General features: G+C 62.4%; 13 protein-coding genes. 8 read left to right on the top strand and 5 right to left on the bottom strand.

From position 1 onward, the window contains the following. Together cysE and GPA21_RS15550 are read right to left on the bottom strand one after the other, a co-directional pair. A partial coding sequence (gene cysE, locus GPA21_RS15555; RefSeq protein ID WP_168989045.1) for a serine O-acetyltransferase occupies positions 1 to 444 on the bottom strand: 444 nt, incomplete at its 3' end. Positions 445 to 496: 52 nt separating this feature from the next. After that, a complete protein-coding gene (locus GPA21_RS15550) occupies positions 497 to 1,222 on the bottom strand; it encodes an RNA methyltransferase (protein WP_168989044.1) in 726 nt (241 codons plus the stop codon). A 159-nt stretch (positions 1,223 to 1,381) separates the two neighbouring features. Here GPA21_RS15550 and GPA21_RS15545 point away from each other — a divergent pair, with 159 nt between their 5' ends. Next, positions 1,382 to 2,188 (top strand): inositol monophosphatase family protein, encoded by an 807-nt coding sequence (locus GPA21_RS15545; protein ID WP_168989043.1) that lies wholly within the window; start codon positions 1,382 to 1,384, stop codon positions 2,186 to 2,188. Positions 2,189 to 2,343: 155 nt separating this feature from the next. Here the strand turns inward: GPA21_RS15545 and GPA21_RS15540 are convergent, their stop codons facing one another. Next, the gene (locus tag GPA21_RS15540; RefSeq protein WP_339379781.1) at positions 2,344 to 2,943 is read right to left on the bottom strand and encodes a LysR substrate-binding domain-containing protein; all 600 of its coding nucleotides are present in this window, start codon (positions 2,941 to 2,943) and stop codon (positions 2,344 to 2,346) included. A gap of 127 nt (positions 2,944 to 3,070) precedes the next feature. Between GPA21_RS15540 and GPA21_RS15535 the strand changes: the two genes are divergently transcribed. The 7 genes from GPA21_RS15535 (at position 3,071) to GPA21_RS15505 (ending at position 11,910) form a co-directional block, all read left to right on the top strand. Beyond that, on the top strand, positions 3,071 to 3,991 hold the full coding sequence (locus GPA21_RS15535) for a bifunctional transcriptional activator/DNA repair enzyme AdaA (RefSeq protein WP_168989042.1): 921 nt from the start codon (positions 3,071 to 3,073) through the stop codon (positions 3,989 to 3,991). A 91-nt stretch (positions 3,992 to 4,082) separates the two neighbouring features. Next, positions 4,083 to 4,346, top strand: coding sequence for a DUF4212 domain-containing protein (locus tag GPA21_RS15530; RefSeq protein ID WP_168989041.1), 264 nt, complete (start codon positions 4,083 to 4,085; stop codon positions 4,344 to 4,346). A gap of 3 nt (positions 4,347 to 4,349) precedes the next feature. Next, positions 4,350 to 6,128, top strand: coding sequence for a sodium:solute symporter family protein (locus GPA21_RS15525; RefSeq protein ID WP_168989040.1), 1,779 nt, complete (start codon positions 4,350 to 4,352; stop codon positions 6,126 to 6,128). A 123-nt stretch (positions 6,129 to 6,251) separates the two neighbouring features. Further along, a complete protein-coding gene (locus tag GPA21_RS15520; protein ID WP_168989039.1) occupies positions 6,252 to 6,755 on the top strand; it encodes a hypothetical protein in 504 nt (167 codons plus the stop codon). Positions 6,756 to 7,419: 664 nt separating this feature from the next. Continuing rightward, complete coding sequence (gene mutS, locus GPA21_RS15515; RefSeq protein WP_422614159.1) at positions 7,420 to 9,966, top strand: DNA mismatch repair protein MutS; 2,547 nt, start codon at positions 7,420 to 7,422, stop codon at positions 9,964 to 9,966. A 7-nt stretch (positions 9,967 to 9,973) separates the two neighbouring features. Further along, complete coding sequence (locus GPA21_RS15510; protein WP_168989037.1) at positions 9,974 to 10,735, top strand: spermine/spermidine synthase domain-containing protein; 762 nt, start codon at positions 9,974 to 9,976, stop codon at positions 10,733 to 10,735. Further along, positions 10,732 to 11,910 (top strand): NAD(P)/FAD-dependent oxidoreductase, encoded by a 1,179-nt coding sequence (locus GPA21_RS15505; protein WP_168989036.1) that lies wholly within the window; start codon positions 10,732 to 10,734, stop codon positions 11,908 to 11,910. The genes GPA21_RS15510 and GPA21_RS15505 overlap by 4 nt, the downstream gene beginning before the upstream one ends. Positions 11,911 to 11,921: 11 nt before the next feature. On the opposite strand, the gene dnaQ is transcribed toward GPA21_RS15505, so the two are convergent. After that, a complete protein-coding gene (dnaQ, locus tag GPA21_RS15500) occupies positions 11,922 to 12,620 on the bottom strand; it encodes a DNA polymerase III subunit epsilon (RefSeq protein ID WP_168989035.1) in 699 nt (232 codons plus the stop codon). Positions 12,621 to 12,638: 18 nt separating this feature from the next. Continuing rightward, positions 12,639 to 13,100 (bottom strand): ribonuclease HI, encoded by a 462-nt coding sequence (rnhA, locus tag GPA21_RS15495; RefSeq protein WP_168989034.1) that lies wholly within the window; start codon positions 13,098 to 13,100, stop codon positions 12,639 to 12,641. Between the last annotated feature and the right edge of the window lie 27 nt (positions 13,101 to 13,127).

Here is a 13,127-nt window from a genome sequence, read left to right as displayed (position 1 = left end):
GTTCGAGCCCACCCGGGCACCCTCCCCGACCGTAAAGCCACCGAGCACCTTCGCGCCGGCACCAACCACCACTCCTCTGCCCAGGGTCGGATGACGTTTCGCCCCTCGGTACAGCGAGGTGCCGCCAAGTGTGACGCCCTGGTAGATCGTGCAGTCCTCGCCGATCTCCGCCGTCTCGCCGATGACCACCCCCATGCCGTGATCGATGAACACCCGCCGGCCAATCGTCGCGCCGGGGTGAATCTCGATGCCAGTCAGAAAGCGGCCCACATGGCTTATGAAACGTCCGAGCCAATGAAACCCGCGAACCCACGCGCCATGTGCGAGCCGATGGACCATCAGAGCATGCACGCCCGGATAACAGGTGAGCACTTCCCAGGTCGAACGTGCGGCGGGGTCGCGCTCACGGACACTGGCAAGATCTTCACGCAGGCGGCTGAACATGTTGGCAACAAGCTCCGGGTAATGATTCGTTGTCTATATCCGACTATTTTAATCAGGATTTGCGTTCGAGTGCACTAAGGATGCCGCGAAGAATATTGACCTCCTCACGCTCGAGACGAATCCGGCCAAACAGCCTGCGCAGTCGAGCGTGCAGCCTTCCCGGGTTGTCCGGCTTGAAGAAGCCACTGCGCACCATCGCATCATCGAGGTGACGGTGAAACCCCTCCACCTCATCGAAGGTCGCCAAGACTCTCGGCGCTTCCTCCATAGGCGGCGCATCGACCGCTGCGATGCGGCACTCGTAGCACAACAATTGCACAGCAGCCCCAAGATTCAGCGACGAATACCCCGGATTGGCCGGAATCGTTACCGGCACGGTACAGCGCAACACCTCGTCATTGGTCAGGCCGCTGGTTTCGGCACCAAACACCAGCGCAACCTCGCCCTCCTGCACCCGAGCAACGAGTTCGGGTACCGCATCGCGAACATAGGCCGCAGGGGCCGCCCACTCGCGGCGGCGCGCGGTCAGCGCCGCAGAATACACCGTACCCTCGAGCGCCTGCTCGAGGGTGTCCACCACCACGGCATTGTCCAGCACATCGGTGGCCCCCGAGGCCCGTGCCTCCGCGACCGGATCGGGAAACGCAAGCGGCGACACGAGGTAGAGCCGCGACAAACCCATGGTCTTCATTGCACGCGCCGCCGCGCCAATGTTGCCCGGGTGGCTCGTACGCACCAGCACCACCCTGATTCTTTCGAGTCTTTCGCCTGCTTGCATGTCCGTAATGCATCCGTTGGCATGTGAGGTGTGACCCGGCGCACACGATGCCAGCTACGGCATCGCGCACCAACCATCGCCAGCGCCCCGATTAAGGTTAAAATTGCGTGTTTTACGTCCCGAGCCGGTGCCAAGCGCCGGCCGAATCCGGAACCGAGCATGCACCCCAGCCTCAACATCGCCGTCAAAGCCGCGCGCCGCGCCGCTTCCATCATCAACCGCGCATCCGGTCAGCTCGAGCTGATTCCGGTCCAGGCCAAGGCGCCAAATGACTATGTCAGCGAGGTTGATCGGGCCGCAGAAGCCGCGATCGTCGAAGTCCTGCGCGACGCCTATCCGGAGCACGCGATTCTAGCAGAGGAGTCCGGCCTCTCCGCGCCCTCGGAGACTGCCGAGTTCCAGTGGATCATCGATCCGCTCGACGGCACCACCAACTTCCTCCACGGCTTTCCGCAATACGCCATCTCGATTGCGCTGCTCAAGAACGGCGCGCTCGATCAGGCGGTGGTGTTCGACCCCACCCGCAATGAACTCTTCACCGCGAGCAAGGGCGCCGGAGCATTTCTCAACGACCGCCGCATCCGCGTGTCGCGCCGCATTCGCCTCTCGGAAGCGCTCATCGGTACCGGCTTTCCGTTTCGCGAATTCGATCATGTCGACGCCTACCTTGGCGCGTTCCGCGAACTGACACAGAAGACTGCCGGCATCCGCCGCCCCGGCGCTGCCGCGCTCGACCTCGCCTATGTCGCCTGCGGTCGCCTTGACGGCTTCTGGGAGTTCGGCCTGCAGCCCTGGGACATGGCGGCCGGGGCGCTCCTGATTCAGGAGGCCGGTGGTCTGATCAGCGATCTTGCCGGCGAGTCGTCGTATCTCGAGTCTGGCAACGTCGTTGCCGGCGCCCCGAAGATCTTCGGGCAACTGCTTCCCATCATCCAGGCGCATCGCCCTTCCAACCTGACCGCCTGACCGCTCGCGCTAGTAGCGCGATGTGAATTCGCTGGACAACGGCGCCTGACGTCAGTTGTGACGTCAGGGCGCCCCACGCCCCAGAAGATCGCGTATGACGCCGCGCAGCCATCGGTTGCCGAGATCGTCATGGTAGCGCTCGTGCCAATGCTGTTTCACGGCATAGTCAGGTAACGGAAACGGCACGGGATAAGTGACACCCCCCGCCCGGAAAGCATCTCGCCCAAGCGCACTGCAATCTTGCGTGTGATGTTCTGCCGGGCCAGTTCCTTGTCGACATACATGTGACCGGTCCCGGAAGTCACCACCACTGCGTGGTCCTCTGTCTCGAACTGAACGAGATCGAGGCTTCCCTGAATCCTCGGGTGGTGCAGGCTCACCAGGCAGACATATTGTTGGCGGAACAAGGACTGCTGGCAGAACCTGGCTTCGAGTTGCGGCATGAAACCGAGTGCGAGGTCCACCTCGCCGGCTTTCAGCATCTGCGCGGTCTCGGCCGATAGAAGATCAACCACCTCGATATGCACCCCCCGTGCGACCCGGCTCAAGGTCGCCCATCTCGCTGAAGATGGACGAAAGTGTTTCAGCAGAAAAACCGACGGGGAAGCGTCGATGGGTGAACGGTTATCTAAAAGGCGCGGGAAGAGCAGCCAGGTGGCATAGGCGACGATGATCATCCGTGCTACTGGTAGCACGAAGATATGCAATAAGACATAGGCGAGCGGCGGGGCTTCGTGCGCAATGCGTTGAGCCACTGTCACTGTCAGCACATTGCCCGGCCGAGGGGACGGCTGCGAATTCAAAAGCAAGATCCGGAGTGCGCACCGGCCGGGCTGCGACTACATTGCCGGCAGATTTACACGCAGTCACAAGGAGGGGACGATGAAAACCGCCATCGAGGCCGACCCGCGATGGGCCGCCGTACTCGCGCGCAACGCTGCGGCTGACGGACGATTCGTCTATGCGGTCACGACCACGGGTGTCTATTGCCACCCTTCCTGCGGGGCGCGCACCCCGCGACCGGAACACGTACGCTTCCACCCTACCCCCGCCGACGCCGAACGGGCCGGGTTTCGCCCCTGCCAGCGCTGTCTGGCCGATCAGCCGCCGCCAGCGGTGCGCAATTCCGCCTTGGTGACTGGGCTGTGCCGCTTCATCGAACAGGCCGATCACGTTCCGAGCCTGCAGGAACTGGCGGACCACGCAGGACTGAGCGTCTACCACCTGCACCGCGTCTTCAAATCCGTCACGGGTCTGACCCCCAGGGCCTATGCGGCGGCGCACCGCTCGCAGCGTGTCAGATCCGCGCTGGAGCGCGGGGCCGCCGTCACCGACGCGATCTACACGGCCGGCTACGCTTCCAGCGGACGCTTCTACGCCGGCTCAAACCAGGTTCTCGGCATGACACCGAGCCGCTACCGCAACGGTGGTTCCGCCGACGCCGTGATCCGCTTCGCCGTCGACCAACGCTCGCTCGGGGCAATACTGGTCGCGACCAGTGAGCGCGGCATCTGCGCCATTTCCTTGGGCGAAGACGCCGATGCGCTGGTCCGTGATCTGGAGAACCGATTTCCCCGCGCCGATCTGCGCGACGGCGACGTCGCTTTCAAGCAGCTTGTCACCCGCGTGGTGGATTTTGTCGAGTCCCTTGGCAACGGACTTGATCTTCCGCTCGACGTGCGCGGCACCGCGTTCCAGCAGAGCGTCTGGCTGGCACTGAGCGAGATCCCGCCCAGCGAAATTGTCACCCATTCGAGGCGCCCTATAGACAGCAGAGGAGGCAGGTCCATCAGGGTGAGGTAAATCCATCAAAAGGAGGAGGTAAATCCATCGCGGTACTGAAACAGTAACCAATCGTTGTGGTGATAACTAGAAAACTGAGGAGAGTCTTCACATGGCAACAGAAATAAACGAGCGCGATGAGGCGTATTGGAGGCACAACGTGCGCCTTATCGTGTTCTGTCTTTCGGTATGGGCACTTGTGTCCTATGGGTTTGGTATGTTGCTGCGCCCACTCTTGATGGGCATCAGTGTCGGGGGGGCTGATATTGGGTTCTGGTTTGCCCAGCAAGGCTCCATCCTCACTTTTGTTGCGCTTGTGTTCTTTTATGCCATGCAAATGAACGCACTCGACCAGAAGTTTGGAATGGAGGAATGATCGATGAGTCAGTTTGCCATCAACTTAATCTTTGTCATCGGCTCATTCACTCTCTATACGGGCATTGCCATTTGGGCACGCGCACGCTCCACCCGCGAGTTCTACATCGCCGGCGGCAACGTGCATCCCACCGTCAACGGCATGGCTACCGCGGCGGACTGGCTGTCGGCGGCGTCGTTCATTTCCGTTGCCGGTCTGATCTCCGTCGGTTACGTCAACTCTTCCTTCATCATGGGTTGGACGGGTGGGTACGTGTTGCTCGCCACCTTGCTCGCACCGTACCTGCGTCGATTCGGTACCTACACGGTGCCCGACTTCGTCGGTAAGCGTTACGTCAGTCGATCGGCACGTGTGGTGGCCGTTGTTTGCCTTATCGTCATTTCCCTGACGTACGTGATCGGGCAGATGACCGGTGCCGGAGTAGCCTTTGCCCGCTTCCTTGAAGTGAGCAGCGACGTCGGCCTGATCATTTCCGCCTGCGTGGTCTTCGCTTACGCCGTGCTCGGCGGCATGAAGGGCGTGACCTATACCCAGGTAGCGCAGTATGTCGTGCTGATCCTGGCGTTCACCACCCCCGCCATCTATCTGTCGCTGATGATGACCGGCCACTTCCTGCCCCAGTCCGGCCTGTTCGGCACTCACGCCGAATCGGGTCTGCCGCTGCTGCAGAAGCTCGACGAAGTGGTGCGCGACCTGGGCTTCCGTGACTACACGGCGGATGTCTCGAACAAGTGGAACATGTTCTTGTTCACCCTGACCCTGATGGTCGGTACCGCAGGCCTGCCGCACATCATCATCCGCTTCTTTACTGTCCCGGACATCCGCGATGCCCGCAGGTCCGCTGGCTGGGCGCTGGTATTCATCGCGCTGTTCTACACCACGGTGCCCGCGCTTGCCGGCATGTCGCGTCTGAACCTGCTCGAGACGGTCTATCCGCACGGTACCACTCAGCCGGCGCTGGCCTATGACGAGCGCCCCGATTGGTTCGAGAACTGGGAAAAGACCGGTCTCCTGCGCTGGGATGACAAGAACGGTGACGGCCGTATCCAGTTCTACAACGATGCCAACGCGGACTTCGCCGCCGGCACGGCCGCAGAGCGTGGCTGGGCGGGCAACGAGCTGACCGTGAATAACGACATTCTGGTGCTGGCTTTGCCAGAGATCGCCAATATGCCGATGTGGGTGATCGGTCTGATGGCCGCCGGCGGTGTCGCGGCAGCGCTTTCCACGGCGTCGGGCCTGTTGTTGGCCATTTCCTCAGCGGTCAGTCATGACTTGCTGAAGAATACGCTGATGCCAAATCTCTCTGATGAACGGGAAATGCTGTTTGCACGACTATCGATGGTAGGCGCGATCGTCATTGCCACTTGGTTAGGATTGAATCCACCGGGATTTGCCGCACAAACGGTGGCGTTGGCCTTCGGTATGGCCGCCGCGACCTTGTTCCCGACGATAACCCTGGGGATCTTCGTCAAACGCATTAACAGCAAGGGTGCGATTGCCGGCATGTTGGCGGGCGCGGTTACCACCGTGGGCTACATCTTCATGTACCTCGGCTGGTTCTTCATCCCGGGTACCAACAACTTCCCGAACACGCCGGAATTCTGGGTCCTCGGTATCTCGCCGTTGTCGGTTGGTGTCATCGGCGCGGTGGTCAACTTCACAGTGGCCGCCCTGGTGTCATTGGCGACGGAAACGCCGTCGCAGGCAGTCCAGGATATGGTGCGTCGAGTACGTTACCCGACCCCGGCGCCGGTCGCGACCGCGGGCGCGACACGCTAATCGTTTGGTTGTAACTTGATCAAGCGGGCTTTCCTCGGAAAGCCCGCTTTTTTCCAGTTGTTGGGCAGACAAGATTCCAATGAAACCGGCTTGCCTAGCGTTTTTGGTTACGGGAGATTGATCGTGATCTGGAATCTGATCGGTGTTTTCATCATGGGTATCTGCGCCGGGGGGACTATGTTCTTCCTGCGCAAGGTATCGCGTAATCGCCTGCCGAGATGGTTGATATCGATGTCGGCCGCCGCGGGCATGTTCGGCTATCTTGCCTATTACGATTACAGCTGGTTTGAATTCAAGTCCGGGCAAATACCGTTCGAAGCCAGCCTCATCTCGACACAACAAAACAAGAGTTTCTTCCGCCCTTGGGGCTATATCTGGCCATCCACCAACGCGTTCACAGTGTTCGACGGACACAGGAGCGCAGTGCAGCAGAACGGTGAATTATTGGTTGAGTACTACTTGTACACCTTTCACAAAGATCCCATTGAGCGCCTGGATACTGAGTCGTATGTGATCAACTGCAGTCGCAAGACGCGCGTACTGTTCGATAGGGAGACTCCTGGGCAAGCGCTGCGGGTGGAGACGGTCACCGAGAGCGATCCAATGTACCAAAAGCTCTGCGTCTAGATTCCGGCTGCTGGCACAGAGAATGGGGAGCAGGTCGGAGGCCAGCGACCGTATAATCCTTCCTTCGTTTGGCTTGCGCGGCTTCGACAAGCAAGACTCTGGACTGGGCAAAGTGCTCGCGGGGCCTGCCCCGACGTCCCGCAGCTTTCGTATTTCACGGGGCCGTTGCCGGACCTCCGAGACTGTCACCCTTGGGTAGCTGCCGGGTTTGAACTGCTTCTTGACTCCCCCGGCTAGATCGTTGCACCGATGGCCCCAGGCCTTTGAACCGTCCGGATTGACGTCAGCCTCAACTCGCGATGTTCGCCGTCGTCGGTGAGAATGTTGGCCCGGAGGTTCTGATTTACGCTCTCTCCCGACGCTTTGGCGCGAGATGTCTCTCGCTCCCGAATCGCGGCTTGCACCGTTGGCGACTGGTAGCGGAGTGCGTCGCCGCCTTTTGCAGTAAGTGACATGGAGCGATCAGCTGGAAGTTGTGACGACCAAATGTTGCCCTGAAACCTACCCTTTGGCGGTCGATCAGAGCAGATTGTCTTGATGGAAGCAATGATTCGCGCATGAAGAGAAATGCAACTAACTTGTTGTTTTTAAAGCACCGCTTGACTTCATATCTTCAATTCACACAATGACCTCTTCGGGCGATTTAAGCAAGCACACCCCCATGATGCAGCAGTACCTCGTGCTGAAGGCTCAGCACCCGGATACCTTGCTGTTCTACCGCATGGGCGACTTCTACGAGCTCTTCTTCGAGGATGCCGAGAAGGCTGCGCGGCTGCTGGACATCACGCTCACTACGCGCGGCCAGTCCGCCGGCACGCCGATCAAGATGGCCGGGGTACCTTTTCATGCGGTCGAGCAATACCTCGCGCGCCTGGTCAAGCTCGGCGAATCCGTGGTCATCGCCGAACAGGTCGGAGAACCCGGTGCCACCAAGGGGCCGATGGAGCGCGCGGTGTCGCGCATCGTCACGCCGGGGACGCTGACCGATGCCGCGCTGCTCGACGACCGGCGCGACGCGCTACTGCTGGCGGTCAGCCTCCACCGCGGCAAGCTTGGCCTCGCCTGGCTCAATCTCGCCAACGGCGATCTCGCCGCCATGGAATGCCCCGCCGAGCAGTTGCAGACCCAGTTCGAGCGTCTGCGTCCGGCCGAGGTGCTCGCCCCTGACGGCCTGTCGCTGCCCCTGCTCGACCAGCTCTCCCCAGTGCTGCGCAAACTCGCGGACTGGAAGTTCGACAGCGAGACCGGACAACGCCTGCTCACCGCGCATTTCGGCACCCAGGATCTCGCCGGCTTCGGTGCCGACGACCTGCCGGTCGCGATTGCCGCCGCCGGTGCGCTGTTCGACTATGCGCACGGTACCCAGCAGCAGGCCTTGTCGCACATCACCTCGCTGAGGGTGGAGAACGAGGGCGCCTACCTGCGCCTCGACGCCGCAACCCGGCGCAACCTGGAACTGACCGAGACCCTGCGCGGCGAAGCCTCGCCCACCCTGCTTTCGCTGCTCGACACCTGCGTCACCAGCATGGGTTCGCGCTGGCTTCGTCATGCGCTGCACCACCCATTGCGCGACACCACGCTGGCGGCGGAGCGACAGCAGGTTGTGGCCGAATTGCTCGGCGAAGGCGACGCACAGGCGCTCGCCAGTCTCCGGTCGGTGTTGCGCGGGGTGGCCGATATCGACCGCATCTCCGCGCGGATCGCGCTTCGCAGCGCCCGGCCCCGTGACCTTTCGGCCCTGCGTGACAGCCTGGCACGCCTGCCTGGGTTGGCTGGTCTGGCGACCGAGTCCTCCTCGGCAATGCTGCGCCGCCTGCTTGCGGACGCGACCGTACCGAGCGGACTGCTCGAATTATTGCAGCACGCGATCGCGCTGGAACCGTCGGTCGCGATTCGCGATGGTGGCGTCATCGCACCGGACTACGATGCCGAACTCGATGAACTGCGCGGCATCCAGGACAACTGTGGCGCGTTTCTGCTCGAGCTCGAGGCGCGCGAGCGCGAGCGCACCGGCATCAGCACGCTCAAGGTCGAATACAACCGGGTTCATGGTTTCTACATCGAAGTCGGTCGCACCCAGGCCGACAAGGTGCCGGACGATTATCGCCGTCGGCAGACGCTCAAGAACGCCGAGCGTTACATCACACCGGAACTGAAGAGCTTCGAAGACAAGGCCTTGTCGGCACAGGAGCGCGCACTTGCACGCGAAAAGCTGCTCTACGAAGCGCTGCTCGACGAACTCGCCCAACACATTCCTGCCCTGCAACGCATTGCACGCGCACTCGCCACACTGGACGGCCTCGGTGCCTTTGGCGAGGCGGCGGCGCGCTACGGCTACGTCCGGCCGGTGTTCGTTGACCGCGCCGGCATCGAGATCGTCGGTGGACGCCATCCGGTCGTCGAACGTCAGGTCGAGCACTTCATCGCCAACGAGTGCCGCCTGAGTCATACCCGACGCATGCTGATGATCACCGGTCCGAACATGGGCGGCAAATCGACCTATATGCGCCAAGTGGCGCTAATCGCCCTGCTCGCCCACATCGGCGCTTTCGTGCCGGCTGACAGCGCCTGCATCGGCCCGCTGGACGCCATCTACACCCGCATCGGTGCTTCGGACGACCTCGCTTCGGGCCGCTCCACCTTCATGGTCGAGATGACAGAGGCGGCCGCGATCCTGCATGGCGCCACCGAGCGCAGTCTCGTGCTCATGGACGAGATCGGGCGAGGCACCTCGACCTTCGACGGTCTCGCACTGGCGATGGCGATCGCACGCCAATTGCTCGAGAAGAACCGCTGCCTCACACTGTTCGCAACCCACTACTTCGAGCTCACCCGTCTGAACAGCGACTACCCCGAATGCGCCAACGTGCATCTCGACGCAGTCGAGCATGGCCATCGCATCGTGTTTCTGCACGCAATCGAGGAAGGTCCGGCGAGTCAGAGCTACGGTATCGAAGTCGCCGCTTTGGCCGGCGTACCCGGTGCGGTCATCCGCGACGCGCGCCGCCGTTTGCGCGCGCTCGAGAACCGCGAGATCGGTGCCGGCCCCCAGGGCGATCTCTTCGCGGCCCTGCCCGATAGCGAGCCGGTCGTCCTGTCCCACCCGGTGCTGACTGCGTTGGGCGACATCGACCCTGATGCCTTGTCTCCACGCGAAGCGCTCGAGCGGCTCTACCAACTCAAACGCCTTGCCGGCGACGGCGCGGACTGACGTACCCATGGCGACCCCGATCGACATCAGTGAATCGTCTGGCGTGCGCTACCTGCACTTCGGCTCGGAGTGGGTGCAGGGGGCGATGCGCATTCGCACGCCCTTCGCACTCGAACTCGCCTACACCCGCGAGATGATGGCCGGACTATTGCTTCGAGAAGCGCCGTGGCCGCGCAACGCGTTGGTGATCGGCCTCGGTGCCGGTTCGGTGGTGAAGTTTCTCCATCGCTACTGTCCGGACACCCGCATCGAAGTGGTCGAGATCGAGCCGCAAGTGCACGCAGTAGCCAGGCAATACTTCGCACTCCCGCCCGACGACGAAAGATTGCAGGTGCGCATCGGCGACGGCGTCGAACATGTGCTGTCCTGCGCGCGACATTACGACTGCATCCTCGTCGACGGTTTCGACCGCAACGCACGCGCCGGGGGGCTCGACACCCTTCCTTTCTATCGTGCCGCGCGCAGTCTGCTGACTCCCCGCGGTCTGCTGGCGGTGAATCTGTTCGGGCGCTCCCGCGGTTTCCAGGCGAGCCTGAGACGCATCGCCGACGCCTTCGACGGACACGCTCTGGCGTTTCCCTCCTGCGACAGCGGCAACGTCATCGCCTTTGCTGCAGGCGACGACGCGGTTGGCGTCTCGCTCACAGAGCTTCGCGAACGCGCAACGCAGCTGAAGGCGGACACCGGTCTCGACCTGCTGCCCACTGTAAGCCGACTCGAAGAATCCGGCCGCTTCCCGGGCGGCCAGTTGGCGCTCGGAACATCATGAGCCAGGTCACCCACATTCGCGACGAGGAGACCGAAACGGTCGACTGCGTGGTCATTGGCGCAGGTGTCGTCGGACTCGCCTGTGCCCGGGCAATGGCGCTCGCCGGCCATCAGGTCCTGATCCTCGAGGCGGCGGGTGCGTTCGGCACCGGCGCATCAAGTCGTAACAGTGAAGTCATTCACGCGGGGCTTTACTATCCGGCCGGGTCACTGAAGGCACAGCTTTGCGTTCGCGGCCGCCACCTGCTCTACGAGTACTGCCGCGAGCGTGGCATCGCACATCGCCAATGCGGCAAGCTGGTGGTCGCGACCGGCGAAGCCCAGCGTGCCGCGCTCGAGGACATTCACGCCCAGGCACTCGCCAATGGGGTCGATGACGTCCGTCTCATCGAGGCGGCTGAGGCGCGCAGCATGGAGCCGGCGCTTGCCTGTGTCGCGGCGCTGCACTCACCCTCTACCGGCATCGTCGACAGCCACGGTCTCATGCTCAACCTGCTCGGCGACGCTGAAAACGCGGGCGCCATGCTGGTGCTGCAGACACCGGTCACGGGCGCGGACCATGCCGGCGCACGCATCGTGCTGCATTGCGGTGGCGACACGCCGATGCGGCTGGCCGCCACGACTGTGATCAACGCAGCCGGCCTGTTCTCGACCCTGCTGGCCGCTCACTTGCCGAGGCTACAGTCGGTAGTGCTCCCTTCGCCCCACTTTGCAAAGGGCAATTACTTCTCGCTCAACGGACGCTCGCCATTCTCTCACCTGATCTACCCGGTGCCCGAGCCCGGCGGGCTGGGAGTTCATCTGACGCTGGACCTGCAAGGACGCGGGCGCTTCGGGCCCGATGTCGAATGGCTTGACGATCCTGCCAGCGATGCGTCGCCGCAGCCGGTCGGCGTGCCACTCGACTACGTGGTCAATCCCGCGCGCATGAAGGATTTCGAAACCGAGATCCGCCGCTACTGGCCCGATCTGCCCACCGACGCACTGTCGCCGGACTACGCGGGTATCCGGGCGAAGATCGTCGGCCCCGGGGAGCCGGCCGCGGACTTCGTCATCGAGGACGAAACCCTCCACGGCACGCCGGGATTGGTCAATCTGCTGGGAATCGAGTCGCCCGGCTTGACTGCATCGCTGGCAATCGCAGAGGTGGTTGCGGCGCGCCTGCGCCGAGACTGATCCGAATCAGTTCAGCGCGTGATCCACAGGCAAGCGCCCTTGCTCGCCTTGTCGATTTCGGCCAGTACTGCATCGTGCTCCGACAGCTCGTCCTCGTTCGCCCGAAGGATCTTGATCGCCGGGCGGTCGTGCCAGCCCCCGGCACCGGAATCCGAACCCGGCAGGGGTTCGTCCAGTGCCATGATCAGGCTCTCCTGACCACGGGTCATCGCCAGATAGACCTCGGCGAGAATCTCGGCATCGAGCAGTGCGCCGTGGAGGGTTCGATGACCGTTCTCGATCTGGTAACGGTCGCACAGCGCATCGAGTGAAGCCTTCTTGCCGGGGTTCTGCTCCTTGGCCATTCGCAGCGTGTCGATCACGCCACTGCACAGCCCGCCCAGCTTGCCACGTCCGAGCAATCCGAGTTCGTGGTCCAGAAAGCCGACGTCGAAGCTCGCGTTGTGGATCACCAACTCGGCATCGCGCACGAAGTCCTCGAAATCCGCGACGACATCCGAAAAGCGCGGCTTGTCAGCGAGAAACTCGGCGGTGATGCCATGCACCGCAACCGCCTCGGCATCGATATCGCGATCCGGGTTGAGATAGACGTGATAGTGCCGACCGGTGAGATTGCGGTTGAGCAACTCGACACAGCCGATCTCGATGACACGGTCGCCGGTACGCCAGTCGAGACCGGTCGTTTCGGTATCAAGGACGATTTGACGCACTTTCTGATGCTCCTTGGTTCAGTTGGCTTCGACCGCTTGTCCACTCTTGCGAACCGCCTCGACTCCTCGCCGGGCCAGCTCATCGGCGCGCTCGTTCTCCGCATGTCCGGCATGACCCCTGACCCAGATCCATTCAAGCCGATGGTCGCCACAGGCAGCATCCAGCGCCTGCCAGAGATCCACGTTCTTCACCGGCGCCTTCGAGGCGGTTTTCCAGCCCCGCGCCTTCCAGCCGTGAATCCACTCGGAAATACCCTTCTGCACGTACTGGCTGTCGGTGTGGACCCGGGCATGAACCGGACGCTTGAGCAGCTCCAGCGCCCGAATGACAGCAGTGAGTTCCATGCGGTTATTGGTCGTGGCAGGCTCGCCCCCCCAGATTTCCTTCTCGTGCGAACCGGCACGCAGAATGGCGCCCCAGCCGCCAGGGCCCGGATTACCGCTGCAGGCGCCGTCGGTGAATATCTCTATTCTTTCCATCAGTCCGTCTTGTGGGTATGGCCCATG

The organism is Azoarcus taiwanensis, from assembly GCF_012910885.1.
Classification (GTDB): domain Bacteria; phylum Pseudomonadota; class Gammaproteobacteria; order Burkholderiales; family Rhodocyclaceae; genus Azoarcus_F; species Azoarcus_F taiwanensis.
The sequence above is the reverse complement of the archived record's forward strand: the minus strand, read 5'-3'. Positions and strand labels throughout refer to the sequence as shown.